This is a genomic window from Enterobacter cloacae complex sp. IR5459, from assembly GCF_049238005.1.
Lineage (GTDB): Bacteria > Pseudomonadota > Gammaproteobacteria > Enterobacterales > Enterobacteriaceae > Enterobacter > Enterobacter hormaechei_C.
The window spans coordinates 1-26,700 of sequence record NZ_JBMKIG010000003.1; the positions used below are offsets into that span (position 1 = coordinate 1).

The following is a 26,700-nucleotide window of genomic DNA, read 5'->3' on the forward strand; positions in this document are numbered from 1 at the left end:
GAATGCATAAAATCGCAGGTGCATTTCTGCATCTGTGACAAGGTGAGGATTTCAGATTGTGGTCGCATTTAAGTCCCCTTAAATGCGCAGAAGTCACCGGAGTTGTTCAGGCTCCGATGACATGATTATGGCGGGTTGATTATGGAAAATCAAATACTGACTTTTAGTTATTGAAGCGAGATTTATTAATAATTTCACTATGGTAATTTATTTGTTTGCCAATGATACCCAATCGTTCTTGCTCAGTATCTCCTTGAGAAATGGCTGTTTCTCTTCTAAGAAGATCGTTGAGTTGACGCTCATGTTCTTCGATTTTTCTACCTTCCCAATACCTTACATATGACTCGAACTCATCCATTACTTCACTCCTCTTTGTTTAAATAAAGCGGATCAGTTGCCTTTGGTAAACTTATCGACTTCTCTCGATAAAACTTCAGGCGCTCAAGGAAGTAATCCCGCAGATGCTCTGGTTTTTCGCGCATCACCACTTGGGGGATAACCAGCATGTTCAGGCGCTCTCTGTACACTACTCCAGAGGCCGCGAGGTCATCATTGACCTTTTCACATTCTTCCTGGCTCTTTGATGCTATGTTGGTTTCTGACATGATAAAGTCTCTCAGAAGTCCTCAACTTCAGACATATCATCATAAGGAAAATGACATGGCCATTAAGGCAAAGGATATAGAAATTCTACACCAGTATGCCCAAGGAGTAATGGAACGCTCCGAACATCACGCTAAAAATGTTGGTGTAGTTGCCCTTACGCTAATTGGCGGCGTCATATGGAAAGCGATGCCTGGCTCTATAGAAATTAGAACCCATAAAGGCAGCCTTGCTAATATGGTGTGGTGGAAAAACGAAGATACCAACAAAAAATACGCAATTTCATACAACCACGATACTCTTGAAATAGAAATAAGGGGTGACTCAGCAAAAGGCGAGGTTTTATTTAGCTTAAGCAACAGCACTAAACCTGAGGATGTATTAAAAATGCTGTCGCAACTTTAAAAAAAGGCGGCATGTGGCCGCCTTTAGAGCATCCTAATGCGGTGCTGCTGGCAGTGGCATCCAGTGGGTCGGAGTCCATGATGCGCTATACACCGTCCATTTCCCCGATAAGTAATAACCAACCTTTTGGCGCCAATCACCTGGACCATCGAATTCTTTGGCGCACAAAACTTCATCAGCTTTCTCAGGCATCCGCTCACTGCAAGCCACCCAACCATCCGGAATCACCGGAGAGTTGCCATCGGCACCCTGAAGCATGGCAGCGTCCATGGCCTGCTGAATTATCATCACTTCAGTAAAGCTAAGTACGCTACCCATTTTTATGTTGTCACGAACTAATTTCATTACTTCGATATTCATGATTTTATCCTTTCCTAAGTGATGTACGGATGGCTCTGGCAATGCGATCGCGTAGCTGAATAGTACCGTTGTACTCCACGGCTATATCGTGCAACTCGTTTACTAAATCGCTAATTTGATGGTTTTTCATAACCAGTTGCGGCATAGCAAACAGCGGACCAGGTTCAAGGTCAAAACGGCACAGGCGTATATCGCAGGTACGCTCTTCTTTACGCCAGGCTACAATTTCCGCTACAGGTTCGCATTCCAATGGTTGCGGTGGGGCGGAAGTGTATAATTTCGTTCCTGGTGCAAAATTTTGAATAAGACGGCGGTACGCGAGTGCATCACCACCATCATCGCCAACGGTAATCACAGGCTCCGCTTCGAGCGATGCCAGCGCTAGTTTCATCGCCGCCAGCGCCATTGCCGCATCTTCGTTTACTGCGCCTGGCACAGCATCGCGCTCTTCTTCAAGCTCCGCGATTGTCTTCATTAGCCATTCTTTGGTAAGGGTAATCATGATGCTGCTCCTTTAGCGTCTGCGGCGACGTTGACTCCAGCATCGTGCAGTGCCTCAAGCACCTGATGCTGCTTGTAAACCATTTCCGTGTGATACGGCTCATCGAAATCGACGCGATGCAACATGCTATAGCGCTGTGGAAGTACAACCTCCCGCGCCTCCAGCTCAGCAATCCTCTGGTCTTTGGCTTCCAGCTCATCCAGCAGCGCCAGCACGGTTTGTGAATGTATGTCCATGTTGAACACGCCATGCTCTTGAGCTTTCTCTGCTGTTTGGCGCAGCGACTGTTTGTCGATGTTGCTCATTGGGCGGCTATTCATCGTTATTATCCTCACTGCAAAAGTGGCGACCTTCCGGGTCTGCGCTTATGTGTCCGCAGATATCGCACTCTATGCCTTCACCACCAGGCCATTCTTCCATATCATCTTCATGCTGGCAGTTACGGCACAGCTGCTGTCCTTTCCACATATCCTCTTTGCAGCGCGGGCAGCGGTCTAAATCTTCATCTTTCATTCGTCGCGCTCCTCGCAAGTATGCAGTTCTGGCTCATCAGCCTTGTAATAACCTCCGCATATCTTGCAGGGCACTACCGGCACTTCGTCGTAATAAGAGGTTCCAGTAATCATGACTGCACTCCTTTGCGAAGCTGGGCGGCGAACCTTTCAGCCTCTGCTGTTGTTCCATTCCACCGACCATTTCTGCTGGCAATCCATTGGTCTATGCCGCTGGCTCGCACTTCAGCCAGGAAAGCGTCGGTCGCTGGGGTTTTTAGCCCATCTCGCAATTTTTTATATGCGCTCAGCATTGCCAGCTCCGGCACTTCATCAGCGCCCGTCTGATAAACATCAAGCGCCTCCATCATCAGCTTACTGAATGGTGCTGGCTCCGATTTTTTCAGAAGTGCATTCTCCGCAGCCAGCGCCTCACATCTTGCTTGAAGCTCCGCATTGCGCTTTTCTGCCTCTTCCACTTTTTCCGCAACCTGTTTCAGGCAATACTGGAAAGCAGCTACTCGCGGCGAGTTCTCTTCCATCTGCTGCATTAATTCAGCCATTTTTTCCACTACGCTTACGTTTGTCATACCCCTACCCTCCCCCAAACCATCAATACTCGCTTCATCGCCGGACTGTTAAGACACTCCTGGCAGATCACGTTCGTCTCTGTACGCTTCACCAGCTTCGAATTACCCTTCGGCATCGCCGGTATGGTTTCCGGTGCGTATTTCATGCCGTAGCTGGTCAGACGATACAGCCGCTGGCCATGCTTACCTTCGAACTCGATCAGGCCGTCTGCAAACAACGTGCTTAACGGGCCGGAAATCTTTTTGGTGGTCATGCCGATCATGGTGGCAATGCGAGCACTATTCAGGCCCGGGTTATTACGCAGGGCTGCAAGAATCTGCCCACGGATTGTTATGGTCATCTCACACCATCCCGTTCGACTTGTTGCGATTGTACTTGGCCTGAAGCAGCTGGATCGGCGTCGGCCCGTGCTCGGCAGCCGGTGCTGCAATCGCCCGGCGTACCGGCGGCACTGGCTTACCTTCGGTGACGCGCTTCTCCCACATGTCCAGCAGTTCGCCCGCCTCGCGTGCCAGTTCACCATGAGTCAACTGGCGCTCTGTGCTGCGGTGGCGCAGTTCAACGCAGATGTGGTACATGACCGGCTGCGACCAGGGGAATTGCTCACTGGAAGTGAACTCGAACGAACGGTTACGCCAGTCCCAGTATTCGGCGATCACCTGGTCAACGTTGATTCCCAGCGCCCCGCCACTTTGTTTGCACCATGCGACGAACTGGCCCGGCGACGGCAGGAATGGGCGCTCCTGGCGGCGGGCAATGCGCATACCGGCATCGACTTGCGCCATTGAGTGGATCCCGTTCTCCTGAAACGCCAGCAGCCACTGACGGCGGAATTCGTTCAGGTCGTCCTGGGTGCGGAAGTTCGCCATGCTGGCCGGGAACGCGGCACGCAGTTGGTTGAAAAGACCGTTGAACACTTGAGCCACCTGCTCGACCGGCGCTCGCTCCTGGTACTGCTCTGGCAGGTTATGGGCCATGAGGCTCATCTGCTCGCGGTCGTGGTTACGCATCTGCTCTGCAAGAGATTTCATCGAATCACCCCGTAGGCCCAGTCAGTGTTGTTGAAGTCCAGATCCGGCTTGGCGGCACGCTGCTCACCTCCGGCGTTGCGCTGCATCGTCAGCTTGTCCCACTGCTTACGCAGGCTTTCAGGGCTCAGGATGTTGGTCTGCCAGAAGTGGTGTTTGCTTGCCCAGTCATACAGCGCGCAGATGTCCTGGTGCGACCGGTTGTCTATCTGGCGCATCAGGCGAACGGTGTTAGACCAGGAGGTCATGTCCGGGGCTTTGCAGGTTGGGTTAATCAGCTTCACCCTGGAGGAAATCCACTTAGCTGTCTCGAGGTCTTCAGCAGAGCCCCACTTCGCACCGGATGGTGTGTAGACCGCAGCTTCAGGATGAGTTGACAAAAATTTCTTCAGACGTGCGTCAGAGGATTCGTCAGAATTCTCGGACGAAGATCTTTTAATACTGTTCTTGTTCTTGTATTGGGTGTCTACCGTTTTCGGGAAGGTTATTCCTGATTTCGGGAAGGATTTTCCCGTTTTCGGGAATTTTCTTCCCGTTTCCGGTTTGTCTAAAATCCATGCTGAAAGGTCAGTGTTTACACCGACGATTTTCATCATGCCCTGCTTCTGTGAAAAGATGATTTTGCGTTCTGCGAGAGACTTAAGCGCGTCAGATACATGCGTATCGCTCAGGCCCGTAAGCTCAGCAATAACCGTATTTGTCACGCGGTCCTGTTTCTTGTTCCAGCCGTAGGTAAGCCAGATCACCGCCTCAAAACATTGCCATTCCCGGCCTGACAGTCTCAGGCGAGGCTTAAGCTGTTGGATCTCGTTAGCGACCTTGGTATACCCGTTCGACAGGTCGGCCATACGACCTCCCGGATGTTCGGTTTTGTTTGGGAAATTGATAATTTCAGCGGTGTTTGACATACTTACTCCTGCAATGAGTACACACGATTTGCACCAGAAAGTCGGTTCTGTTCGCGCAGACCGGCTTTCGCCATTTCTGTAGCTCTCACATAACCCCCAGCATCGAAGTGACCATGGCCATCAGCGGCGCGGTCAGGTCAGGGTCGACACGGAACATCTCTACAATCCCCTCACTGAGTTCCTTGAGCTTCTGGTGACGCGGGGCGTTCATCGCAACGGCAACTTTCGCCTCGCTCGTTTCCTTCTCAAGTCGCGCTAAGCGGGACATAAAGCTGTCTTCTGGAAGAAGGCGGTGCCGGTACTCCAATGGCAGGACCGCCATGATTGCCGGTGTCAGCTGCCGAACGTTCTCGCGGTACTGTTCGGAGTCGAAACGGTTATCCAGAAAGCGAAAAAGCTTCTGGCGCGCCCGGCTAATGTCTTCCGGAAAGCTGATGGCGGTCCCGCCCTGCTCCCGGTATTCGTTGATGATCAGCGCTGACACCACGTCCTGATTGTCCAGCGTCGAAGCCCATGCCCGGACCGCATCGCGGATCTTTTCGTGGTCCGGAGCCGCTTTGGCTTGAGCGCGGTTTATCACCGCTCCCGGGTGTATTCCGGTATTGTGTTGATACGCAAGTGAATGCATTGCTTTCCCTTTCGTGGTTAGGGCCGCCGTTAAGCGGCATGGTTGTCAGGGTGTGGAAAGATGGACGGCAGGTCCGGGCGGAATTCGTGAGCCTGGATTTCACCACCAACCGCTTTCACCAGTTCAGGAACGTGAACCGGGGAGATGCGTTTCTTTCCGTTAAGCCAGTCACAGATAGTGGACTGGGCTTTGCCGCAACGTTTTGCCAGTTCTTTCTGGCTGCCAGCGATGGCGATCGCTTTCTCTACTGCGGAGTTCTTCTCTACTGTTGGGGTCTTCATAATCACCTCAGCTATCAGTTTAAAGCGATTATGGTTATCACTTTAGCGAATGTCAATCGCATAGGCGATTTTTTGCTAAATAATCGCTTGAGCGATAGAGTTAAAGAAGTCATTAACAGAGGTGAATATGGGATTCTCGGAGCGCTTAGCGCAGGCAATGGAAAACGCTGGATATACACAGGGTCGATTAGCTAAAGAGGTCGACATGGCTCAGTCCAGCGTAAATAAGTTACTAAAGAATGCTAAAGGCTCTCGAAAAACCGTTGAGATTGCCTCTGTACTTGGTGTTCGCCCTGAATGGCTTTCTACTGGTGAGGGGGAAATGGCTGCCGGTGGCGCCAGGGAGTCAACTGCGCTATACCAGGTTAAGCCGTCACTGAATGGGATTTATCGCGTGGATGTACTCGACGTTAAAGCCAGTGCTGGGCCGGGCACACTGGTCACCAGCGATTTCATTGAAACTATCCGGGCCATCGAATACACGAATGAGCAGGCGCGAGCGCTCTTTGGCAACCGGCCAGCTACACACGTTAAGGTCATTACCGTTAATGGTGACAGTATGGATGGCACCATTTCGCCTGGAGATCAGATCTTCGTTGATACCGGCGTTACGCATTTTGATGGTGACGGGGTATATGTCTTCGTCTTCGGCAAAACACTGCATGTTAAGCGACTTCAGATGCAGCGTGACCGTCTGGCAGTAATATCCGACAACCCCATTTACGAGAAGTGGTACGTTGAGCCAGAGGACGAGGACGCGTTCTACGTCATGGCAAAGGTACTACTCAGACAGTCAGTCGACTATAAACGATTCGCATAACCCGCTTTGGCGGGTTTTTTATTGTCCGCAGATCCATCCTCTCTTTCTCAACCCTTCTAAAAACCAAATCCTTATCACTTTTTTCTTCAGAAAATAAAAAAATATCGCTTTAACATTCAATGAATTATCGCTTTATCGATGGTAAATATCGTTTTGGCGATTGACTCAAATAATCGCTTTAGCTATTGTTAGCTCATCGAAACGAGACATCGACAGCTGAGCGAAGTTAGCCAGCGGCGAAGTGGAGGTTTGGTCAGTCGAACGGCGCGACAGTAAACCATGCGTCGGACGCCCGGCGGGCTCAGGGAGAGCGGCAATGGTGCGTAACTGGAATGTTTTGGGCTGGCAGACGGTTATCAGCTAGTTGGTGAGGTAATGGCTCACCAAGGCGACGACGACCTTCCCCGCTTCATTGTGGGGAGCCAGCACCAAAGCATTTCTCCCGCATCAGCGGGTAACTACAGAGCCAACCTCAAGCACCGGGCGCCGATGCTTGGTGATGGTAATACTGCCATCTCAACCGCACAGGAGACGATGATCCTGTTCTGGTTGGATTGGAAAAGTCTTCTTGGCCCGCCAGCGCGCGGGCATTTTTTTGGAGGTTGCATGTTTGCTACTGACATCTCACTGAAATACGGCACTCATCAGCCAGAGACGATTCTGGAAACAATGCCGATTGAAGAAGCCTCCGAAATCATCAAGGAGAAGCTTCGTGATGAAGTGCGCCAGGAACTCGAGTGCGAGTATGGCGATCGCCTTTATGAGGCTGAAGAAGAGGCATCAAACTGGGAAAGCAGAGCTGATGACTATGAAAGCGATGCGACTTGCCTGGCTAAGGCCATAAGAGAGGCTTTTGAATCTGCCAGCTTTGAAGATGCAAAGGTGATCCTCCAGCGAGCGATGCACGACCACAAAGACTATTTCTGAAGACCCGCCACGGCGGGTTTTTTCATAACTCAGTCGCTTCACCGAGGCGGCTTAGTTATGACAACCGGCGGCCATCCACTGCCCATTGAAACACTGAATAAATGCGTTGAAGTCTTGTATTAACCGTTCCGTTCGCCGCGATAAGGCCAAGAGGATTTATGACAGTCACCCACAACGGCAAGCAGTACACCGTAAAGCGCTGTGCCATGAACGATAACGAATGGCGGCTAACGTCGCTCTCCAATCCGCGAGAGCAGGTCACGCTGAACCGCTGGCAGATGCACGTTGCTGGCTTACTGGCTCAGGTGGAGGGTAAATAATGATGCACCACTACGGATATGTTGAAGTTAACCGCGGAGCAGTTCGGCCTGGCATGTTGGTTAAGCACAAAGACGGCATGTGGACGGCATCAGCCAACAAACGCGGAAAGCTCTATCTTCACCGCGGCTGTGAGCGCACCTTCACCAGAGATCTTCTGGTTGAGGTATATCTTGATGGCCGCGGCGGCGGATTGAGCCATTAACCCATTATTTGTTTGGGCCGTGAGGAGCAAGCTTAAATTCCAGATGATACAGCTTGCCGTCAGGTGCCAGGAAGTCGACCTCGAAAGAATCCGGCGGATTGAATGGGTCAGGTGCGTTTCTTGCGATACACGTAGAACGCCACGCAATATGACCATTCTTGCCTAAGCCAAGCGATCGTGACTTCCACCAGTCATACCATGACTGATCGTGCGGCTGGTCACTTCCCTTTTCTCTCACAAACCAATGATTACGCTTGGAGCGTTTGCCCATCTCTATGGTCGGGTACATCGGTGTTGTCAGTTTTTTATTAATCAGCATTTAGTCACCTTGCTTGTTGCCGCTGCGCTTCATTCATTCTGATCTGTATCGCTGTTTAATCAAGTTTCACATTGAAATACCGGGCTGGCTTCACACAGCCGGGATCTGCACATCCAAATTTCAGGAGTTCAGCCATGAACGCATACCTCACTTACGACCGAATCGAAGAACGGCGCTGGGTTGAGCAGCAGCTCACCGACGAGAAGGAGAAGTGGATCGACGACAGGGCACAGCAAATCATCGACATGATGCCAAATGAGCCGTCCGGCCTCTTCCACTTCACGATCCCGATTGACTCCAGCCCATACGAAGGACTTCGCAGCGATAAAGCTGGCGAGGCCTACAACGATTTCATTTCGGCAGTTGCTTACGCCCAGGCGGAATACGACTGGGAACACCGTACCGGCTGCCCGTTTTAATTTTTGAGGGATTTAACAATGAGTACTGCACTTTCCACCATGGCCGGGAAACTGGCCGCACGCCTAGGCATGGATGCCGGTACAGACCTGATGAATACGCTGAAGAATACAGCTTTCAAAGGTGGCAACGTCACGGACGAGCAGTTTACAGCCCTACTGATCGTCGCCAACCAGTATGGCCTGAACCCATGGACCAAAGAGATTTACGCATTCCCAGATAAAGGCGGGATTGTCCCAGTAGTCGGCGTTGATGGATGGGCTCGCATTATTAACGAACACCCCCAGTTTGACGGCATGGAGTTCTCATACGACAAGGAGGAAGGCGCGTGCACCTGCAAGATTTACCGCAAAGACCGCAAGCACCCGACAATCGTCACCGAGTACATGGGCGAGTGCAAACGCAACACTCAGCCATGGCAGTCCCACCCTACCCGCATGCTTCGCCACAAGACGCTGATCCAGTGCGCGCGTCTGGCCTTTGGTTTCGCTGGCATCTTCGACCAGGACGAGGCAGAGCGAGTGATTGAAGGAACAACGGCAGAGGTTCATGCGGGTCATGAATCAGATAGCCGTCGCCCGGATCTGATCGCAAAAGGTGAGTCTGCCGCACGCCTTGGAACCGTTAAGTATCAGGAGTTCTGGGTGGCGCTGAGCGCTGAAGAGAAGCAGGTAATCGGCGCAGTTGAGAAGCGACGCATGTATGACATGAGTCTTGCTGTCGACAACGCCGAACCTGTCAATGTCGCAGAGACGGAGGCTGAATGATGGAGCAACGCACCCCTGAATGGTTTGCTGCGCGCTGCGGCAAGGTCACAGCCAGTCGCCTGGCTGATGTCATGGCCCGGACTAAGTCTGGCTACTCCACCAGCCGCCAGAACTACATGGCCGAGCTGATTTGCCAACGGCTGACCGGGAAGCTGGAGGAAGGTTTTTCGAATGCCGCGATGATGCGCGGCACTGAACTTGAGCCAGTGGCGCGCGAAATGTACGCGCTGAATGAGTTCGATGCAGAAATCACTGAAGTTGGACTCATTGATCACCCAAACATACCCGGATTCGCAGCCAGCCCGGACGGACTTGTTAACGACGACGGGCTTATCGAAATCAAATGCCCCAACACCTGGACACATCTTGAAACGCTGAAAACTGGCGAGCCAAAACGCCAGTACATGCTGCAAATGCATGCGCAGATGATGTGCACCGGGCGGAAATGGTGTGATTTCGTTAGTTTCGATGATCGCCTGCCGCCTGACCTCGCCTATTTCAAGAAGCGCATTCATTTCGATGAAGAGCTGGCGCGCGAAATCGAGTCTGAGGTTAAGAGCTTCATTGCAGATCTGGAATCTGAAATTCAGAAAATCACAGAGCGTGCAGCATGAAACGCACACCCTTTTACCGCAGGCCCGGGCGAACCGGGCAATTCTCCGGCCTCCGTGAACGCGTTATCTGGATGATTCAGACGCGCGGCCGCCCGGTAACCGGCAGCGAAATCGCCGAGAAGTTTGGCGTAACGCTCATCGAGTTTAACCGGGTAGCCAACGGCATTACCCGCGGCTCCGGACAGATAGCTCAGATAGTTGAGTCGAAAAAATGGCTGAACGAGGACGGCATTTGCGACCGGACATTCGACTTAGTCACAAAACCTAAAGTTGTTACGCCGCAAGGTAAATCACGGCTGTTCACCCGGCGCGCCATAGAGCAATCGCAGGAAGGTAGACGGCAGGAGTGCATAGCGCGTGCCGCACGCCGTCGCCGCCTCATTGCTCAGGGCCTCTACATCGACGAAATGGAGTCCATCCTATGACTCACGCTCACGACGACATCATGGTTGGCACACTACGCCTTTCCTTCACTGGTAACGGCTGGCTAATGCCATGGGGTGAAGTGGTCAGCAATCCACTAAAGGCGCAGCGGCTCGCTGAGGAATATCGGGAAAGGCAGGAGGCGGCATGAAATACGGAAGCGTGTGCAGCGGCATCGAAGCTGCCAGTAAAGCGTGGGAACCTCTCGGCTGGAAACCCGCCTGGTTCTCTGAAATCGAACCCTTCCCCTCTGCTGTCCTCGCCCATCACTGGCCGGAAGTAACCAACCTCGGCGACATGACCAAAATCGCCGATGCGGTGCGCGCTGGTGATGTCGAAGCGCCTGATGCTCTTGTCGGTGGCACGCCCTGCCAGGCATTCAGTATCGCAGGCTTACGTGAAGGCCTGTCTGACGACCGCGGCCAGTTAACCCTCTCTTACGTGGAATTAGCCAATGCAATCGACGCAAAGCGCCGCGAACGCGGTGAGCCGGAAGCAATCATCGTCTGGGAAAACGTCCCCGGCGTGCTCAGCAGCAAAGACAATGCCTTCGGGTGCTTTCTGGCAGGACTTGCCGGAGAAAGTAGTGAGTTGCAGCCAGCAGGGGGAAAATGGACGCACGCTGGTTGTGTGTCTGGACCAGAAAGGGTTATCGCCTGGCGCGTCCTTGATGCTCAATTTTTCGGAGTGGCCCAACGACGCCGCCGTGTGTTCGTTGTCGCAAGTGCTCGAAAAGGATTCGATCCCGCAGAAGTACTTTTTGAGTTCGACAGCGTGCGCCGGGATACTGCGCCGCGCCGAGAAACGCAAAAGGCTGTTGCCGCCCTTACTGCACGAGGCGTTGGAACGTGTGGCGCAGATGACAATCAGGCACAAGCTGGACACCTGATTGCTTTTGGCGGTGGCAATACTGCCGGTCATATTGATGTGGCGACCGCCTGCACCGCGCATGGGATCAGGTTGGATTTTGATACTGAGACTTTTGCAGTGCACGGCACGCAGGATCCAGATACCAACCGAGAACTTGCGCACACGCTCGGACGCAACAACGGACAGGAAAACGCGATAGTTACTGAACCATTCAAATTGGCAATCCGTGGTCGGTCAGAAGGGAGCACGATCGAAGTGAGAAATGACGGAACTGCCAACGCGCTTTTGACACCGAATGGCGGTCGCGCTGGTATGGGGGTCGGAGCTATCGGGTGGGGTATGCAGGTTCGCCGCCTAACACCGATTGAGTGCGAGCGCCTTCAGGGCTTTCCAGATAATCACACTCTGATTGGCTGGCGCGGGAAGGATGCTACCGAATGCCCGGACGGGCCACGCTATAAAGCGATCGGTAACAGCATGGCGGTACCGGTAATGCGATGGATCGGAGAGCGCATCGCCGCAGCGCTTCCAATCGAGAAGACGAATGGTGATTATGGCGGAAGTAAAACCCCGCCAGACCAACGCGATCTCTGGCGTACTCCACCAGCCCTCTTCGCTTCCCTTGATGCTGAGTTCTGCTTCCAGCTTGATGCCGCAGCAGCGCCGCATAACGCGCTATGCCGGAAGTTCATCACCGCCGAGCAGAACACGCTGCAAACGCCCTGGGCTGATTACCTGAATGTTCCTGGCTACGTCTGGCTGAACCCACCATATAGTGACATCACGCCGTTCGTTAAGAAGGCTGCCTCAGAGAGCGCCAATCAGATCGGCACGGTCATGCTGGTACCGGCAGACACTTCGGTTGGCTGGTTCAAGGAAGCTATCCAGACCGCCAGCGAAGTTCGCTTTATCACCGCCGGGCGGCTGGCATTTGTCAACCCGGTCACCGGTAAGCCGGTAAGCGGCAACAACAAAGGGTCGATGCTTATCATCTGGCGACCGTACCCGCGCACACACTGCCACTTCGCAACTGTGGACCGGGACGAGCTTATGGCTTTCGGGGCGAAACTTCTCGCCCGCCGAGAGGCCGCATGACGCCAGAAACAGACAATGCCATCCGCGCCGCCTGCCGCCGCTGCACCGAAGAAATCCAGCAGGCCATGCGCAAGAAGCCAAAGCCTAACTGGAACGAAACGGTGCCTCCCACCATCAACAAGCATCATAAGAAAATTGAAGCTCTGGGAGTTAGCCTCCTGGAGTTCGTCGTCAAAACTGGCCGCCTTAACGGGCGGTTTGGAGCCGAGCAATGAGCAAACATATAGAACTGGATGGTCTAATCCTCAACAAAATCGGCGATAATCCAATCCCTTTAAATAAGATTTACGTCCGAGATGTTTTAAATGAATCAGAATGCATAGCCACTGCGAAAGGGAAATCATACCCCTACCGCTTCGTTGATCGGCGCCTGCAGGCATTACGTTTAAGCGCCGTTATACGCAACGTGACAGGGAAGCTGGGTGTAAACATGAACGAATAATCGATCAAGTCAGTGCTCTTGAAGAAATGACGCACGAACAGACCATTACCGTTTTCCAACCTAAACGCAACGTACAATCGGGTAATCATCGCTTGATATCCTGATAAATATCCTACCCCTGCTATACCATGGGATTTGGAAGTGACAAGATAAGCAGCCCTAACTTGAATAAAAACATCATATTAATATCTTTATGAGTAGTTGTAAGCATGCTTACATTCATATAAGGTAATGGTTATAGTAAACTGCATATTTTCATCCATAAATAGAGAAGATCAATGTTAGAGCCCGCTACTTTCTCAGCTATTGCAGCCTCTTGCGCAGCAATAGCCGCTGCAATAAATGCTTATGTAGGTTATCAAAATAGAAGTGATGCTTTAGATAAGCAAATTATTGACTCACTCACAAAAAAAGTAGATGAATGTAATGAAATTGTCGTAAGACATAATTATAAAGTGCCTTTAAAAGAGGAAAACATTGGAGAGACACTTAGAATAATTTCTTTGCTTTATCTTTCCATTGCAGATATTAAAAGAATTGATAAACGCTACAAACACCTTCTGAAGTATGATTTCTTTGTAAACATCAACAATGTGAAGAAAATTAACTTCAAGGAGTACTTCGTATGCTCCCTCCACCCTTCCATATTCGAAGATTTAAAGATTGATGGGAAAAATAAAGAATTTTCTAATGTCGTACCATTAGAAAAAATGCTTTCCATATCAGACTTCTATAAAAAACAGTTACGGTGAAATTTAGAGTTTGAAAATAAACCGCCCATAGTGGCGGTTTTTTATTGCCTGGAGACACCCATGAGCGAAATGACCTTAATCGTGCCCAACGACTGGGTAACAGAAGAAAAGCTCGTCGAGATTACCGGCCTTCGCCCTGGCACTATCGAGCGGGCACGCAAAAAATGTTGGATGGTCGGACGGGAATATCTGCATGTTTCCCCGGACGGCGTGCCGAAGAAAAACAGTGAATGCATGTACAACCGCAAGGCTGTCGACCAGTGGGTTGAGAGCATGTCAAAGAAACAGCCAGGTGCGCGCTAATGAAGATCCGTTTATGCTTAGCGGGCTCTTGGACGTCAGGAGGGAATAATGGCTAAGTCAGCATACCCAACAGGCGTGGAGAACCATGGCGGAACGCTCCGCATATGGTTCATCTATAAAGGCAGCCGGGTGCGTGAAAGCCTCGGCGTGCCGGATACACCAAAAAATAGAAAGATCGCTGGCGAGCTGCGCGCGTCGGTGTGCTTTTCGATTAAGACCGGCAACTTCAACTATGCAGCGCAATTCCCGGACTCGCCTAACCTGAAAAGGTTTGGGCTGGAGAGCAAGGAAATCACTGTGCTGGAGCTGGCGAACAAGTGGCTTGAACTGAAGCGTATGGAGATCAGCACCAATGCGATGTCACGCTATACATCTATAGTGCGCAACATGGTGCCCAGGATTGGTGGGGACAGGCTGGTATCTGCGGTAACGCAGGAAGATCTGCTGTTTATCAGGAAGGAATTGCTGACCGGTTATCACACGTTGAAAGTCGGGCAGAAAACGCCGGTTAAAGGCCGCTCAGTCAGAACGGTCAACAACTACATGAAGACCATGGGCGGGATGTTTAAGTTTGCCGCTGATAGCGGTTATTTAAGGGTTAACCCGTTCAACGGGATCGCCCTTCTCAAGCGGTCACGATGCGAGCCGGACCCGCTGACACGAGAGGAGTTCGTCAGGTTGATTAACGCCTGCGCCCACCAGCAACTGAAAAACATGTGGTCTCTGGCAGTGTACACCGGCGTGCGCCACGGAGAACTTGTGTCGCTGGCCTGGGAAGATATCGACCTGAAAGCGGGTACGATGATTATCCGCCGGAACCACACGTTAACGAAGGAGTTCACCCTTCCGAAAACAGAGGCCGGGACGGACCGAATCATTAATCTTATTCAGCCGGCCATCGACGTGCTGAAGAGCCAGGCAGAACTGACACGCCTGGGTAAGCAGTATCAGGTTGAGGTGAAGCTGCGCGAGTATGGCCGTACCGATGTGCATCCTTGCACGTTCGTGTTCAACCCGCAGATCGCATCACGTAATGGCCGTGCCGGGCATCATTACGCAGTGGGGTCGATTAACCAGTCGTGGGAAGCGGCAATGCGACGCGCCGGGATTCGCTATCGCAGAGCATACCAGTCCCGACATACGTATGCATGCTGGTCGTTAGCTGCCGGTGCTAACCCGAACTTCATCGCGAAGCAAATGGGCCACACCGACGCGCAAATGGTTTACCGGGTGTACGGATCCTGGATGGCTGAAAATAACCAGGACCAGGTACTCATCCTCAACCAGAAATTGAGTGAGTTTGCCCCATCCATGCCCCACGCCGTGGGAGCGGATGGTTATTAATTATAAATATCATTAGGTTAGACAACCTAAACTTGCATGCCCATGACTTCCTGGTATGCCGACACCAGCTTGTTACGCACCTGCAACCCCATCTGCAATGACACCGACGCTTTTTGCAGATCGGCCATCACATCGTTGAGCGCCACGCCGGGTTCGCCAAGGGTAAATCTCTCAGCCTGGGTACGGGCCGCGTTTTGCTTGTCGCTGATCCGGTCCAGCGCCGCATGCAGTTGACCGGCGAAACTGACGCCCGGCAGCTGGTCAGCCACGCTCTGATTACGGGCGGTCATCGCCGTTGCCTGTAACTGACTGAGTACCCCTTCAATGCCCTGTATAGCCATGACTCTCCCCTGGATGGTTTTTTACGAGGTCAAGACTAACAGCTTGTCAATAAGATAATGGCGGTAAATAGCGTTAAAAAACCAGGTTATTTGACGCATAGAAAATCCCGAATCATCAAATAATGGCAGGGCCATCAGTATGGAACTTTTGTCGTGTTTGCCGACCCGGGAGTCAGTTTTGTTTCTCTACACGAATAACGTAAACCACCAGGATTTAAGAGGTGCGCAATGAGTGCGACAGCAGCATCGACAGCGCCACAGAATAAATCACTCGAGTGGATGAACCGCCTTCGCGCCAACCCTAAGATCCCGTTGATTGTGGCAGGCGCTGCCGCCATTGCGATCGTTGTCGCGATGGTCTTATGGGCAAAAAGCCCGGATTACCGCACGCTCTACAGCAACCTTTCCGACCAGGATGGCGGTGCCATCGTCACCCAGTTAACCCAGATGAACATCCCGTATCGCTTTGCCGATAACGGTGGTGCGCTTGAAGTACCGGCAGATAAAGTGCACGAGCTTCGCCTGCGTCTCGCCCAGCAGGGGCTGCCGAAAGGCGGCGCGGTTGGGTTTGAGCTGCTGGATCAGGAAAAATTCGGCATCAGCCAGTTCAGCGAGCAGGTTAACTACCAGCGCGCGCTGGAAGGTGAGCTGGCCCGTACGATTGAAACCTTAGGCCCGGTGAAAAGTGCCCGTGTGCACCTGGCGATGCCTAAGCCGTCCCTGTTTGTCCGCGAACAAAAGTCCCCTTCTGCCTCTGTGACCGTTAACCTCGAACCTGGCCGTGCGCTGGATGAAGGGCAGATCAGCGCCGTCACGCACCTGGTCTCCAGCGCGGTGGCCGGTCTGCCGCCAGGTAACGTCACGCTGGTGGATCAGAGTGGTCATCTGCTGACGCAGTCCAACACCGCCGGGCGCGATCTCAACGACGCCCAGCTGAAATACGCCGCCGACGTGGAAGGCCGTCTTCAGCGTCGCATTGAAGCGATTCTGGGCCCGGTGGTCGGCAGCAGCAATGTGCACGCGCAGGTCACCGCGCAGATTGATTTCTCGAATAAAGAACAGACCGAAGAGCAGTACGCTCCGAACGGGGATGCCTCCCGCGCCGTGTTACGCTCGCGTCAGATCAATGAGACGGAACAGGTCGGCGGCCAATATCCTGGCGGTGTGCCGGGTGCGCTCTCTAACCAGCCTGCACCTGCCAACGCCGCGCCAATCTCCACCCCGCCGGCAAACCCGCAGAACGGTCAGCAAACGAATCAGCAGACGACCTCGACCGCGAACAGTACCGGCCCGCGTAACAGCAGCCGTAACGAAACGACCAACTACGAAGTCGACCGGACCATCCGCCATACCAAACTGAACACGGGCGATATTCAGCGTCTCTCTGTTGCCGTGGTGGTGAACTACAAAACGCTGCCGGACGGTAAACCGCTGCCGCTCACGGCGGAGCAGATGAAGCAGATCGAAGATTTGACCCGCGAAGCGATGGGCTTCTCTGAAAAACGTGGCGATACCCTCAACGTTGTGAACTCACCGTTCAACCCGGTGGATGAGACCGGTGGCGAACTGCCGTTCTGGCAACAGCAGGCGTTCTTCGATCAGCTGATGTCCGCAGGCCGCTGGCTGCTGGTGCTGATTGTCGCGTGGCTGCTGTGGCGTAAGGGCGTTCGTCCTCAGCTACAGCGTCGTGCTGAAGCCGAGAAAGCCGCGCTGGAACAGAAGAACGCGCGTCCGGACGAGGAAGAAGCGGTTGAAGTTCGTCTCAGCAAAGATGAACAGATGCAGCAGCGTCGTGCTAACCAGCGCATGGGCGCAGAGGTGATGAGCCAGCGCATTCGCGAAATGTCAGATAACGATCCGCGCGTCGTCGCGCTGGTCATCCGCGGTTGGATGGGTAACGAACATGAGTAATACGCTTACAGGCACCGATAAGAGCGTCATCCTGCTGATGACCATTGGCGAAGATCGCGCGGCGGAGGTGTTTAAACACCTCTCCCAGCGAGAAGTGCAGATCCTCAGCGCGGCGATGGCCAACGTGCGCCAGATCTCTAACAAGCAGCTGACCGAGGTGCTGGCGGAGTTTGAGCAGGAAGCCGAGCAGTTTGCCGCCCTCAACGTCAACGCCAACGAATACCTGCGCTCCGTGCTGGTTAAGGCGCTGGGCGAAGAGCGCGCCGCCAGCCTGCTGGAAGATATTCTCGAAACGCGCGACACCGCCAGTGGGATCGAAACGCTCAACTTTATGGAGCCGCAAAGCGCCGCCGATCTTATTCGCGACGAGCACCCGCAGATTATCGCCACCATTCTGGTCCACCTCAAACGGGGCCAGGCGGCCGATATTCTGGCGCTGTTCGACGAGCGCCTGCGCCACGACGTGATGCTGCGTATCGCCACCTTCGGCGGCGTCCAGCCAGCCGCGCTGGCGGAGCTGACCGAAGTGCTGAACAACCTGCTCGACGGCCAGAACCTCAAGCGCAGCAAAATGGGCGGCGTGAGAACGGCAGCGGAAATCATCAACCTGATGAAAACGCAGCAGGAAGAGGCGGTTATTACGGCGGTACGCGAGTTCGACGGCGAGCTGGCGCAGAAAATTATCGACGAGATGTTCCTGTTCGAAAACCTGGTCGAAGTGGACGACCGCAGCATCCAGCGCCTGCTCCAGGAGGTGGACTCCGAATCGCTGCTTATCGCCCTCAAAGGCGCCGAGCAGCCGCTGCGCGAGAAGTTCCTGCGCAACATGTCCCAGCGTGCGGCCGATATCCTGCGCGACGACCTGGCCAACCGTGGCCCGGTACGTCTGTCTCAGGTGGAAAACGAACAGAAAGCGATCCTGCTTATTGTTCGTCGACTGGCCGAAACCGGCGAGATGGTGATTGGCAGCGGAGACGACACCTATGTCTGATGAACTGTCGTGGAAGCGCTGGACGCCTGACGACCTCTCCCCTCCCAGCGCAGAGTTCACCCCTGCCGTTGTGTCGTCCGACGAGGGCGACGCCGGGGCGGGCGAACCCGAGCTGAGTGAAGAGGAACAGCGCGCCCAGTTGCTGGCCCAGATGCAAATGCAGGCGCACGAACAGGGCTTCAATGCAGGGATGAACGAAGGCCGTCAGACCGGGCACGCACAGGGTTATCAGGAAGGGCTGGCGAAAGGTTTAGAGCAGGGCATCGAGCAGGCGCGCCAGCAGCAGGCGCCGCTACATGCTCGCATGCAGCAGCTGGTGAGCGAGTTTCAGCATACGCTGGATGCGCTCGACAGCGTGATTGCCTCGCGCCTGATGCAGATGGCGCTGGAGGCGGCCCGTCAGGTAATCGGCCAGACGCCGGTAGTGGATAACGCCGCGCTGATTAAGCAGATCCAAGGGCTGCTCCAGCAGGAGCCGCTGTTCAGCGGCAAACCGCAGCTGCGCGTTCATCCTGATGATTTGCAGCGCGTGGAAGAGAGCCTCGGCGCGACGCTGAGCCTGCACGGCTGGCGGCTGCGCGGCGATCCGTCACTTCATCATGGAGGCTGTAAGGTCTCGGCGGATGAGGGCGATCTGGATGCCAGCGTCGCGACCCGCTGGCAGGAACTGTGCCGCCTGGCGGCACCGGGAGTCGTCTGATGACCGCTCGCCTTACGCGCTGGCTTAACACGCTTGATAATTTTGAAACGAAGATGGCGCAGCTGCCATCCGTTCGTCGTTATGGACGCCTGACGCGCGCCACCGGTCTGGTTCTGGAAGCCACGGGGCTGCAACTTCCGCTCGGCGCCACCTGCGTGATTGAGCGGCAGGACGGGGGGGAGACGCGTGAAGTGGAAAGCGAAGTGGTCGGGTTCAACGGTCAGCGCCTGTTTCTGATGCCCCTTGAAGAAGTGGAAGGGATTTTGCCCGGCGCCCGCGTCTACGCGAAAAACATTAGCGGTGACGGCCTGCAAAGCGGCAAACAGCTCCCGCTCGGTCCGGCGCTGCTGGGCCGCGTCCTGGACGGAAGCGGCAAACCGCTCGATGGCCTGCCCTCCCCTGATACCACCGAAACCGGCGCGCTGATCACCCAACCCTTCAACCCGCTGCAACGCACGCCAATCGAGCACGTACTGGATACCGGCGTGCGGCCGATTAACGCCCTGCTCACCGTGGGACGCGGCCAGCGTATGGGGCTGTTTGCCGGCTCCGGCGTGGGTAAATCGGTCCTGCTCGGCATGATGGCGCGTTATACCCAGGCTGACGTGATCGTCGTTGGCCTGATTGGTGAGCGTGGTCGCGAAGTCAAAGATTTCATTGAAAACATTCTGGGTACGGAGGGCCGCGCCCGCTCGGTGGTGATCGCGGCGCCTGCGGACGTGTCGCCGCTGCTGCGTATGCAGGGTGCCGCCTACGCCACGCGTATTGCGGAAGATTTCCGCGACCGGGGCCAGCACGTGCTGCTGATTATGGACTCCCTGACCCGCTACGCGATGGCGCAGCGTGAGATTGCGCTGGCCATCGGCGAGCCGCCCGCGACCAAAGGCTACCCGCCGTCGGTCTTCGCCAAGCTCCCGGCGTTGGTTGAGCGCGCGGGGAACGGCATCAGCGGCGGCGGCTCCATCACCGCGTTCTATACGGTACTGACCGAAGGTGATGACCAGCAGGACCCGATTGCCGACTCCGCACGCGCGATCCTCGACGGCCATATCGTGCTGTCGCGCCGTCTGGCCGAAGCCGGGCACTATCCGGCCATTGATATTGAAGCGTCGATCAGCCGTGCGATGACGGCCCTGATCACCGAGCAACACTACGCCCGCGTGCGTAACTTCAAACAACTGCTCTCCAGCTTCCAGCGCAACCGCGATCTGGTAAGCGTCGGGGCGTACGCCAAAGGCAGCGACCCGATGCTCGATAAAGCGATTGCCCTCTGGCCGCAGCTGGAGGCATTTCTGCAACAGGGTATTTTTGAACGCGCCGACTGGGAAGATTCCCTCCAGGCACTGGAGCTGATTTTCCCGCAGGTGTAACACAGGTGGAGGGCGAAGGTCATGGCGCAGAACAGCGCGTTATCAACGCTGAAAGATCTGGCTGAAAAAGAAGTTGATGATGCCGCATTGCAGCTTGGCGCAATGCGACGCGGGTGCCAGCAGGCTGAAGAACAGTTGAAGATGTTAATCGACTATCAGCATGAATATCGCACCAACCTTAACACCGACATGACGCAGGGCATTGGTAGCCAGCGCTGGATTAACTATCAGCAGTTTATCCAGACGCTGGAAAAGGCGATTGAGCAGCATCGCCAGCAGCTTAACCAGTGGACGCAAAAAGTCGATACCGCGCTGAATTTCTGGCGCGAGAAAAAACAGCGGTTGCAGGCCTGGCAAACCTTACAGGACCGGCAGATTGCAGCCTCGACCCTGGCGGAAAACCGTCTGGATCAGAAAAAAATGGATGAGTTTGCCCAGCGCGCATCAATGAGGAAACCAGAATGATCACACTGCAACAACTGCTGATGACCGACAGCGACCCGTCCGGCGGCACGCTTGCCGGAAAAGGCGCTGAGGGCGCGCAAGATTTTCTCTCTCTGCTGGCGGGCGCGCTGACCGAGACCACCGGCAAAGGCAAAGATGCTCCGCTGACGCTGGCCGATCTAAAAGCGGCGGGCAGCAAGCTCTCGACAGCGGCACAGGAAAAAAACGGTGATACCACGCTCCAGGCCAAAATCGCCGAACTGCTCTCCCGTCAGGAGACTCTAGCTGATGAAGATACCGCCGTCTCCCTGCAAAGCCTCGTCTCCGGCCTGAAACCCGCCGCGAATACGGATGCGCTGAAGGCGCTAACCCAGCCGGAGGCGAAAACAAACAGCGAGACCACGACTGAAGAAGAGGAGCTGGTCGGGTTAAGCGCGCTGATGGCGATGTTACCGCACCAGCAGACCACCACCCCGGTAGCGACGCAGCCTGCGAGCACCGGGGAGATCGCTCCCCGTGCCACCCTCCCCTCTGCGCTAGCCCAGACGGATAACGGCCAGCATCAGCCGCTTAGCCATGCGTTAACGGGTCAGGAAAAAATGCCGGTACAGGACAGCGACACCTCGCTGCCCGCCACGGCAGCCGTTACGCCAGCCGTCGCCGCCGTCGCGGAGAAGCAGGACGTAGCGAGCGCGGCGTCGCCTGCCGCCAGCCCAACCGCGACGCTGGCCCCGATCGTCAGTCACCTGGCGCCTTCACAGCCTGCCGCTACCGTTGCGACAGCGCCGGTGTTAAGCCAGCCGCTGGGCACGCACGAATGGCAGCAGAATCTGAGCCAGCACATCACCCTGTTCACCAGACAGGGACAGCAGACCGCAGAGCTGCGTCTGCACCCGGAAGATCTGGGTCAGGTGCAAATTTCGCTTAAGCTGGATGACAACCAGGCACAGTTGCAGATGGTTTCGCCCCACAGCCACGTTCGCGCGGCGCTGGAAGCGGCCCTGCCGATCCTGCGCACGCAGCTTGCGGAAAACGGCATTCAGCTTTCCCAAAGCAGCGTCAGCAGCGAGGGCTTTGCCGGGCAGCAGCAGTCCTCATCCGGGCAGCAACAGCACGCTTCGCGTTCCGGCCAGCATGGCGGGTTTAACGATGAGAGTGAAGAGTTATTGCCTGCCCCTGCCGCCCTGCAATCCGCCGCGCGCGGCAGCCGTGCCGTAGACATCTTTGCCTAAACGCCAGAGGTAACGTGATTATCCCCGTCTTTTCCACGCTTTGACCTAAGCCGGACACGGGATAATCACCGTATTAAGCTGTACCGAAACAGGAAGCTCGTATCAGATGACAGACTCCGCTATCACCAAAAAAAGCAAGCGTTCCATCTGGATCCCGCTGCTGGTGTTGATTACCCTCGCGGCCTGCGCCACCGCAGGCTACAGTTACTGGCGTATGCAGCAGGAACCCTCCAGCGCGGCCGCCAAAGCTGAAGCGCCGCCTCCACCGGCGCCGGTCTTCTACCCGCTGGATACGTTCACCGTGAACCTGGGCGATGCGGATCGCGTGCTTTACGTGGGTATTACGCTGCGTCTGAAAGATGAAGCGACCCGTGCACGTCTGAACGACTACCTGCCAGAAGTGCGTAGCCGTCTGCTGCTGCTGTTTTCTCGTCAGGATGCCTCCGCGCTCGCCACCGATGTGGGCAAGCAAAAGCTGGTCGATGCCATCAAACAGACGCTGGCGACCCCGCTGGTAAACGGCCAACCTAAGCAGGAAGTCACTGACGTTCTGTATACAGCCTTCATTCTGCGGTAACGACATGGGCGACAGTATTCTTTCTCAGGCAGAAATCGATGCGCTGCTCAACGGCGACAGCGATAAGAGTGACGAACCGAAACCGGGTCTGACCGGCGACGATAATATTCGTCCCTACGATCCCAATACCCAGCGTCGCGTGGTGCGCGAGCGTTTACAGGCGCTGGAGATCATCAACGAACGTTTCGCACGTCAGTTCCGTATGGGGCTGTTTAACCTGCTGCGTCGTAGCCCGGATATCACCGTCGGTGCCATCCGCATTCAGCCGTATCATGAGTTTGCCCGCAACCTGCCGGTGCCAACCAACCTTAACCTGATCCATCTGAAACCGCTGCGCGGTACCGGCCTGGTGGTGTTCTCGCCAAGCCTGGTGTTCATCGCAGTGGACAACCTGTTCGGTGGCGATGGCCGTTTCCCGACCAAAGTGGAAGGCCGCGAGTTTACCCATACCGAACAGCGCGTGATTAACCGCATGCTGAAGCTGGCGCTGGAATCCTACAGCGACGCGTGGAAAGCGATTAACCCGCTGGAAGTGGAGTACGTGCGTTCCGAGATGCAGGTGAAATTTACCAACATCACCACCTCCCCGAATGACATCGTCGTGAATACCCCGTTCCACGTCGAGATCGGCAACCTGACGGGCGAGTTCAACATCTGCCTGCCGTTCAGCATGATTGAACCGCTGCGCGAACTGCTGGTGAACCCGCCGCTGGAGAACTCACGTCACGAAGATCAGAACTGGCGTGAGAACCTGGTGCGTCAGGTGCAGCACTCGCAGCTGGAGCTGGTAGCCAACTTTGCCGACATCTCCATGCGGTTATCGCAGATCCTGAAATTACAACCCGGCGACGTTTTGCCGATAGATAAACCCGACCGCATTATTGCCCATGTGGATGGCGTACCCGTGCTGACAAGCCAGTACGGCACGATTAACGGCCAGTATGCGTTACGCGTTGAGCACTTGATCAACCCGATTTTGAATTCGCTGAATGAGGAACAGCCCAAATGAGTGACATGAACAATCCGTCCGATGAAAACAGCGGAGCACTGGACGATCTGTGGGCTGACGCGTTAAACGAGCAGAAAACAACGCCGACGAAAAGCGCGGCAGACGCGGTCTTTCAGCAGTTAGGCGGCGGCGACGTCAGCGGCACGTTGCAGGACATCGACCTGATTATGGACATTCCGGTCAAGCTCACCGTTGAGCTGGGTCGCACCCGCATGACCATTAAAGAGCTGCTGCGCCTGACGCAGGGTTCCGTGGTGGCGCTTGACGGTTTAGCGGGTGAGCCGCTGGATATTCTGATCAACGGCTACCTGATTGCACAAGGCGAAGTGGTGGTGGTGGCCGATAAATACGGCGTACGTATCACCGACATCATTACCCCTTCCGAACGTATGCGTCGTCTGAGCCGTTAAGTATGAAAACCCAGGCAACACTGTCCGCGCCCTCCGCCGTACCCGGCTCACCTCTGCTCCAGGTGAGCGGCGCGCTGTTCGGTATTATTGCCTTTATCCTTATCGCCGCCTGGCTGGCAAAGCGTTTCGGTCTGGCGGGGAAAACGGCCGGTACCCGCGGGTTGAAGGTCAGCGCCAGCACCCCGCTAGGACCGCGCGAACGCGTGGTCATTGTGGAGGTGGAAGATGCGCGACTGGTGCTGGGCGTGACCGCCTCCAGCATTAACGTTCTTCACACGCTGCCCCCTGCGCCTGCCACGGTGGAGGCTAACGCCCAGGCCCCTGCGGATTTCCAGTCCGTTATGAAGAGTTTGCTCAAGCGTCCCGGGAGATCCTGATGCGCCGTTTGTTATTCCTTACGCTGGCAGGCCTGGGCCTGTTCGCGCCCTCTGTGTATGCGCAACTGCCGGGGCTGGTTTCCACGCCGCTGGCGAACGGGGGACAAAGCTGGTCCCTGTCCGTGCAGACGCTGGTGTTCATCACCTCGCTGACCTTTATCCCGGCTATCCTGCTGATGATGACCAGCTTCACCCGCATCATCATTGTGTTTGGTCTGCTGCGAAATGCGCTCGGCACACCGTCCGCACCGCCCAATCAGGTGCTGCTGGGTTTAGCCCTGTTCCTGACCTTTTTCATTATGTCGCCGGTTATCGACAAGATTTACACCGAGGCGTACCAGCCGTTCAGCGAAGATAAAATTTCCATGCAGGTTGCCCTGGAAAAGGGGGCTCAGCCATTACGTGAATTTATGCTTCGCCAGACGCGCGAAGCGGATTTGGCCCTGTTTGCCCGTCTCGCTAACACGGGCGAGTTACAGGGACCGGAAGCGGTGCCGATGCGCATCCTGCTGCCAGCGTATGTCACCAGCGAGCTGAAAACCGCGTTCCAGATTGGCTTCACCATTTTCATTCCGTTCCTGATTATTGACCTGGTGATCGCCAGCGTCCTGATGGCGCTCGGGATGATGATGGTTCCGCCCGCGACCATTGCCCTGCCCTTTAAGATCATGCTGTTCGTGCTGGTCGACGGCTGGCAGCTGCTGGTCAGCTCGCTGGCGCAGAGTTTCTACAGTTGAGGAGCGCGCAATGACGCCTGAGTCGGTCATGATGATGGGCACGGAGGCGATGAAAGTCGCGATTGCCGTCGCCGCGCCCCTGCTGCTGGTTGCGCTAGTCACCGGTCTGATTATCAGTATTCTCCAGGCCGCCACGCAGATTAACGAAATGACCCTGTCGTTCATCCCGAAGATCATTGCCGTCTTCGTGGCGATTATCGTTGCCGGGCCATGGATGCTCAATTTGCTGCTGGACTATATGCGCAACCTGTTCACCAATCTGCCTTACATCATCGGCTGACGGACGATGCTGCATTTCACCAGCGATCAGTTTGTTCAGTGGCTCGGGATCTATTTCTGGCCGATGCTGCGCATCATGGCGCTGATCTCCACCGCCCCCATACTCAGTGAAAAGTCGGTGCCTAAACGCGTCAAAATTGGGCTGGGCATGGTTATCACGATTATCGTTGCCCCTTCCCTGCCGGCGGTGGATATTCCGATTTTTTCCCCGAACGCCGTCTGGATTGCCCTGCAACAGGTGATGATTGGCGTGGCGGTCGGGTTCACGATGCAGCTCGCCTTCGCCGCGGTACGAACGGCGGGTGAACTTATCGGTTTGCAAATGGGCCTGTCTTTCGCGACGTTCGTTGACCCGGGCAGCCACCTGAATATGCCCGTGCTGGCGCGTATTATCGACCTGCTGGCGATGCTGTTGTTTCTCTCGTTCAACGGCCACCTGTGGCTCATCTCGATGCTGGTGGACACCTTCCACACGCTGCCGATTGGCGACAACCCGGTCAACAGCAACGCGTTTCTGGCGCTGGTGAGGGCTGCCGGGCTGATCTTCCTCAACGGGCTGATGCTGGCGCTGCCGATCATTACCCTGCTGCTCACCGTTAACCTCGCATTAGGTTTACTCAACCGAATGGCTCCGCAGCTGTCGGTATTCGTCATCGGCTTTCCGGTGACGTTGACGGTTGGCCTTTTATTAATGTCATTATTGATGCCACTTATCGCCCCCTTCTGCGAACATTTATTCAGTGAGATATTCAATCTGTTAGCGGATATTGTTAGCGAACTTCCACGCAAATAATAACCCGCAATGTTTGCAATGTCTTTCTGAGGATATTCCTAAAAATAATCTCGAAAAACATCTACCAGGATATATCTGACGCGGTTTAAATGTTTCTAAGCACCTCACAATACTTA

At 54.9% G+C, this 26,700-nt stretch carries 41 protein-coding genes and 1 pseudogene; 28 read left to right on the top strand and 14 right to left on the bottom strand.

Annotated elements, in window-relative coordinates; all coding sequences use genetic code 11:
- Positions 1 to 163: 163 nt before the first annotated feature.
- Complete coding sequence (locus ACOTX4_RS06465) at positions 164 to 358, bottom strand: hypothetical protein (RefSeq protein WP_063938121.1); 195 nt, start codon at positions 356 to 358, stop codon at positions 164 to 166.
- 4 nt (positions 359 to 362) lie between these two features.
- Positions 363 to 605 carry a DNA polymerase III subunit theta gene (locus tag ACOTX4_RS06470; protein WP_063938123.1) on the bottom strand — a complete coding sequence of 81 codons (243 nt, stop codon included), beginning with the start codon at positions 603 to 605 and terminating at the stop codon, positions 363 to 365.
- Between the two features lie 55 nt (positions 606 to 660).
- Between ACOTX4_RS06470 and ACOTX4_RS06475 the strand changes: the two genes are divergently transcribed.
- Positions 661 to 1,008, top strand: coding sequence for a hypothetical protein (locus tag ACOTX4_RS06475; protein ID WP_063938125.1), 348 nt, complete (start codon positions 661 to 663; stop codon positions 1,006 to 1,008).
- 33 nt (positions 1,009 to 1,041) lie between these two features.
- Here the strand turns inward: ACOTX4_RS06475 and ACOTX4_RS06480 are convergent, their stop codons facing one another.
- From ACOTX4_RS06480 to ACOTX4_RS06525, 10 genes are all read right to left on the bottom strand, one after another.
- The gene (locus tag ACOTX4_RS06480) at positions 1,042 to 1,368 is read right to left on the bottom strand and encodes a DUF551 domain-containing protein (RefSeq protein ID WP_063938127.1); all 327 of its coding nucleotides are present in this window, start codon (positions 1,366 to 1,368) and stop codon (positions 1,042 to 1,044) included.
- Between the two features lie 4 nt (positions 1,369 to 1,372).
- On the bottom strand, positions 1,373 to 1,870 hold the full coding sequence (locus ACOTX4_RS06485; protein WP_063938128.1) for a hypothetical protein: 498 nt from the start codon (positions 1,868 to 1,870) through the stop codon (positions 1,373 to 1,375).
- A complete protein-coding gene (locus ACOTX4_RS06490; protein ID WP_074167792.1) occupies positions 1,867 to 2,175 on the bottom strand; it encodes an ead/Ea22-like family protein in 309 nt (102 codons plus the stop codon). The genes ACOTX4_RS06485 and ACOTX4_RS06490 overlap by 4 nt, the downstream gene beginning before the upstream one ends.
- Positions 2,176 to 2,182: 7 nt before the next feature.
- Positions 2,183 to 2,383 (bottom strand): hypothetical protein, encoded by a 201-nt coding sequence (locus ACOTX4_RS06495; protein ID WP_059585489.1) that lies wholly within the window; start codon positions 2,381 to 2,383, stop codon positions 2,183 to 2,185.
- A gap of 109 nt (positions 2,384 to 2,492) precedes the next feature.
- A complete protein-coding gene (locus ACOTX4_RS06500; protein WP_235831804.1) occupies positions 2,493 to 2,951 on the bottom strand; it encodes a hypothetical protein in 459 nt (152 codons plus the stop codon).
- On the bottom strand, positions 2,948 to 3,292 hold the full coding sequence (locus ACOTX4_RS06505) for an ArsR/SmtB family transcription factor (RefSeq protein WP_234979222.1): 345 nt from the start codon (positions 3,290 to 3,292) through the stop codon (positions 2,948 to 2,950). Before ACOTX4_RS06505 ends, ACOTX4_RS06500 begins: the two co-directional genes overlap by 4 nt.
- 1 nt (position 3,293) lies before the next feature.
- Positions 3,294 to 3,983, bottom strand: a complete 690-nt coding sequence (locus tag ACOTX4_RS06510; protein WP_063938130.1) for a replication protein P — start codon at positions 3,981 to 3,983, stop codon at positions 3,294 to 3,296.
- Positions 3,980 to 4,888 carry a replication protein gene (locus ACOTX4_RS06515; protein WP_063938131.1) on the bottom strand — a complete coding sequence of 303 codons (909 nt, stop codon included), beginning with the start codon at positions 4,886 to 4,888 and terminating at the stop codon, positions 3,980 to 3,982. The genes ACOTX4_RS06510 and ACOTX4_RS06515 overlap by 4 nt, the downstream gene beginning before the upstream one ends.
- Before the next feature lie 85 nt (positions 4,889 to 4,973).
- Positions 4,974 to 5,516 (bottom strand): toxin YdaT domain-containing protein, encoded by a 543-nt coding sequence (locus tag ACOTX4_RS06520; RefSeq protein ID WP_045330296.1) that lies wholly within the window; start codon positions 5,514 to 5,516, stop codon positions 4,974 to 4,976.
- A 29-nt stretch (positions 5,517 to 5,545) separates the two neighbouring features.
- Positions 5,546 to 5,797 (bottom strand): transcriptional regulator, encoded by a 252-nt coding sequence (locus ACOTX4_RS06525; RefSeq protein WP_001514164.1) that lies wholly within the window; start codon positions 5,795 to 5,797, stop codon positions 5,546 to 5,548.
- A 127-nt stretch (positions 5,798 to 5,924) separates the two neighbouring features.
- Here ACOTX4_RS06525 and ACOTX4_RS06530 point away from each other — a divergent pair, with 127 nt between their 5' ends.
- The 4 genes from ACOTX4_RS06530 (at position 5,925) to ACOTX4_RS06545 (ending at position 8,067) form a co-directional block, all read left to right on the top strand.
- Complete coding sequence (locus tag ACOTX4_RS06530) at positions 5,925 to 6,617, top strand: LexA family transcriptional regulator (RefSeq protein ID WP_023300413.1); 693 nt, start codon at positions 5,925 to 5,927, stop codon at positions 6,615 to 6,617.
- A 375-nt stretch (positions 6,618 to 6,992) separates the two neighbouring features.
- Positions 6,993 to 7,544, top strand: coding sequence for a hypothetical protein (locus tag ACOTX4_RS06535; RefSeq protein WP_200893551.1), 552 nt, complete (start codon positions 6,993 to 6,995; stop codon positions 7,542 to 7,544).
- Between the two features lie 158 nt (positions 7,545 to 7,702).
- Positions 7,703 to 7,864 (top strand): hypothetical protein, encoded by a 162-nt coding sequence (locus tag ACOTX4_RS06540; protein ID WP_045330303.1) that lies wholly within the window; start codon positions 7,703 to 7,705, stop codon positions 7,862 to 7,864.
- A complete protein-coding gene (locus ACOTX4_RS06545; RefSeq protein WP_045330306.1) occupies positions 7,864 to 8,067 on the top strand; it encodes a phage encoded cell division inhibitor protein in 204 nt (67 codons plus the stop codon). The genes ACOTX4_RS06540 and ACOTX4_RS06545 overlap by 1 nt, the downstream gene beginning before the upstream one ends.
- A gap of 4 nt (positions 8,068 to 8,071) precedes the next feature.
- Here ACOTX4_RS06545 and ACOTX4_RS06550 read toward each other — a convergent pair whose 3' ends face one another.
- Positions 8,072 to 8,386 carry a hypothetical protein gene (locus ACOTX4_RS06550; protein ID WP_045330309.1) on the bottom strand — a complete coding sequence of 105 codons (315 nt, stop codon included), beginning with the start codon at positions 8,384 to 8,386 and terminating at the stop codon, positions 8,072 to 8,074.
- A gap of 134 nt (positions 8,387 to 8,520) precedes the next feature.
- Here ACOTX4_RS06550 and gamL point away from each other — a divergent pair, with 134 nt between their 5' ends.
- From gamL to ACOTX4_RS06600, 10 genes are all read left to right on the top strand, one after another.
- On the top strand, positions 8,521 to 8,805 hold the full coding sequence (gene gamL / locus ACOTX4_RS06555) for a host nuclease inhibitor GamL (protein ID WP_045330311.1): 285 nt from the start codon (positions 8,521 to 8,523) through the stop codon (positions 8,803 to 8,805).
- An 18-nt stretch (positions 8,806 to 8,823) separates the two neighbouring features.
- Positions 8,824 to 9,570: a phage recombination protein Bet gene (gene bet / locus ACOTX4_RS06560; protein ID WP_044856898.1), complete on the top strand. Its 747-nt coding sequence runs from the start codon at positions 8,824 to 8,826 to the stop codon at positions 9,568 to 9,570.
- Positions 9,567 to 10,184, top strand: a complete 618-nt coding sequence (locus ACOTX4_RS06565; protein ID WP_045330316.1) for a lambda exonuclease family protein — start codon at positions 9,567 to 9,569, stop codon at positions 10,182 to 10,184. Before bet ends, ACOTX4_RS06565 begins: the two co-directional genes overlap by 4 nt.
- A complete protein-coding gene (locus ACOTX4_RS06570; protein WP_045330320.1) occupies positions 10,181 to 10,609 on the top strand; it encodes a hypothetical protein in 429 nt (142 codons plus the stop codon). Before ACOTX4_RS06565 ends, ACOTX4_RS06570 begins: the two co-directional genes overlap by 4 nt.
- Positions 10,606 to 10,758: a DUF1317 family protein gene (locus ACOTX4_RS06575; RefSeq protein WP_045330321.1), complete on the top strand. Its 153-nt coding sequence runs from the start codon at positions 10,606 to 10,608 to the stop codon at positions 10,756 to 10,758. Before ACOTX4_RS06570 ends, ACOTX4_RS06575 begins: the two co-directional genes overlap by 4 nt.
- Complete coding sequence (locus ACOTX4_RS06580; protein WP_074167789.1) at positions 10,755 to 12,572, top strand: phage N-6-adenine-methyltransferase; 1,818 nt, start codon at positions 10,755 to 10,757, stop codon at positions 12,570 to 12,572. Before ACOTX4_RS06575 ends, ACOTX4_RS06580 begins: the two co-directional genes overlap by 4 nt.
- Positions 12,569 to 12,787 carry a hypothetical protein gene (locus tag ACOTX4_RS06585; RefSeq protein WP_063938132.1) on the top strand — a complete coding sequence of 73 codons (219 nt, stop codon included), beginning with the start codon at positions 12,569 to 12,571 and terminating at the stop codon, positions 12,785 to 12,787. Before ACOTX4_RS06580 ends, ACOTX4_RS06585 begins: the two co-directional genes overlap by 4 nt.
- 505 nt (positions 12,788 to 13,292) lie before the next feature.
- Positions 13,293 to 13,766, top strand: a complete 474-nt coding sequence (locus tag ACOTX4_RS06590) for a hypothetical protein (protein WP_063938133.1) — start codon at positions 13,293 to 13,295, stop codon at positions 13,764 to 13,766.
- Positions 13,767 to 13,826: 60 nt separating this feature from the next.
- Entirely contained in the window at positions 13,827 to 14,069 is a 243-nt protein-coding gene (locus ACOTX4_RS06595; protein WP_023314410.1) for an excisionase family protein, read from the top strand.
- 48 nt (positions 14,070 to 14,117) lie between these two features.
- Positions 14,118 to 15,413 (top strand): tyrosine-type recombinase/integrase, encoded by a 1,296-nt coding sequence (locus ACOTX4_RS06600; protein ID WP_063938135.1) that lies wholly within the window; start codon positions 14,118 to 14,120, stop codon positions 15,411 to 15,413.
- A 26-nt stretch (positions 15,414 to 15,439) separates the two neighbouring features.
- Here ACOTX4_RS06600 and fliE read toward each other — a convergent pair whose 3' ends face one another.
- A complete protein-coding gene (gene fliE / locus ACOTX4_RS06605; protein WP_045330335.1) occupies positions 15,440 to 15,754 on the bottom strand; it encodes a flagellar hook-basal body complex protein FliE in 315 nt (104 codons plus the stop codon).
- Between the two features lie 228 nt (positions 15,755 to 15,982).
- Here fliE and fliF point away from each other — a divergent pair, with 228 nt between their 5' ends.
- The 13 genes and pseudogenes from fliF to fliR form a co-directional block, all read left to right on the top strand.
- Complete coding sequence (gene fliF / locus ACOTX4_RS06610; protein WP_017383346.1) at positions 15,983 to 17,665, top strand: flagellar basal-body MS-ring/collar protein FliF; 1,683 nt, start codon at positions 15,983 to 15,985, stop codon at positions 17,663 to 17,665.
- Positions 17,658 to 18,656, top strand: coding sequence for a flagellar motor switch protein FliG (fliG, locus tag ACOTX4_RS06615; protein ID WP_003859608.1), 999 nt, complete (start codon positions 17,658 to 17,660; stop codon positions 18,654 to 18,656). The genes fliF and fliG overlap by 8 nt, the downstream gene beginning before the upstream one ends.
- Positions 18,649 to 19,356 (top strand): flagellar assembly protein FliH, encoded by a 708-nt coding sequence (gene fliH / locus ACOTX4_RS06620; RefSeq protein ID WP_045330338.1) that lies wholly within the window; start codon positions 18,649 to 18,651, stop codon positions 19,354 to 19,356. Before fliG ends, fliH begins: the two co-directional genes overlap by 8 nt.
- Entirely contained in the window at positions 19,356 to 20,726 is a 1,371-nt protein-coding gene (gene fliI, locus ACOTX4_RS06625) for a flagellar protein export ATPase FliI (protein WP_045330340.1), read from the top strand. Before fliH ends, fliI begins: the two co-directional genes overlap by 1 nt.
- A 21-nt stretch (positions 20,727 to 20,747) precedes the next feature.
- Positions 20,748 to 21,191 (top strand): flagellar export protein FliJ, encoded by a 444-nt coding sequence (gene fliJ, locus ACOTX4_RS06630; RefSeq protein ID WP_006811155.1) that lies wholly within the window; start codon positions 20,748 to 20,750, stop codon positions 21,189 to 21,191.
- Entirely contained in the window at positions 21,188 to 22,402 is a 1,215-nt protein-coding gene (gene fliK, locus ACOTX4_RS06635; protein WP_045330342.1) for a flagellar hook length control protein FliK, read from the top strand. The genes fliJ and fliK overlap by 4 nt, the downstream gene beginning before the upstream one ends.
- Before the next feature lie 106 nt (positions 22,403 to 22,508).
- A complete protein-coding gene (gene fliL / locus ACOTX4_RS06640; protein ID WP_003859598.1) occupies positions 22,509 to 22,979 on the top strand; it encodes a flagellar basal body-associated protein FliL in 471 nt (156 codons plus the stop codon).
- Between the two features lie 4 nt (positions 22,980 to 22,983).
- Positions 22,984 to 23,988 (top strand): flagellar motor switch protein FliM, encoded by a 1,005-nt coding sequence (fliM, locus tag ACOTX4_RS06645; RefSeq protein ID WP_003859594.1) that lies wholly within the window; start codon positions 22,984 to 22,986, stop codon positions 23,986 to 23,988.
- Complete coding sequence (gene fliN / locus ACOTX4_RS06650) at positions 23,985 to 24,398, top strand: flagellar motor switch protein FliN (RefSeq protein ID WP_003859592.1); 414 nt, start codon at positions 23,985 to 23,987, stop codon at positions 24,396 to 24,398. The genes fliM and fliN overlap by 4 nt, the downstream gene beginning before the upstream one ends.
- Positions 24,399 to 24,400: 2 nt before the next feature.
- Positions 24,401 to 24,775, top strand: a complete 375-nt coding sequence (gene fliO / locus ACOTX4_RS06655; RefSeq protein ID WP_003859591.1) for a flagellar biosynthetic protein FliO — start codon at positions 24,401 to 24,403, stop codon at positions 24,773 to 24,775.
- The gene (gene fliP / locus ACOTX4_RS06660) at positions 24,775 to 25,512 is read left to right on the top strand and encodes a flagellar type III secretion system pore protein FliP (RefSeq protein ID WP_003859589.1); all 738 of its coding nucleotides are present in this window, start codon (positions 24,775 to 24,777) and stop codon (positions 25,510 to 25,512) included. The genes fliO and fliP overlap by 1 nt, the downstream gene beginning before the upstream one ends.
- Positions 25,513 to 25,522: 10 nt before the next feature.
- Positions 25,523 to 25,792 carry a flagellar biosynthesis protein FliQ gene (gene fliQ / locus ACOTX4_RS06665; RefSeq protein WP_003859587.1) on the top strand — a complete coding sequence of 90 codons (270 nt, stop codon included), beginning with the start codon at positions 25,523 to 25,525 and terminating at the stop codon, positions 25,790 to 25,792.
- Positions 25,793 to 25,798: 6 nt separating this feature from the next.
- Positions 25,799 to 26,591: pseudogene (fliR, locus tag ACOTX4_RS06670) on the top strand (flagellar biosynthetic protein FliR); the annotation flags it as partial.
- Positions 26,592 to 26,700: the final 109 nt, after the last annotated feature.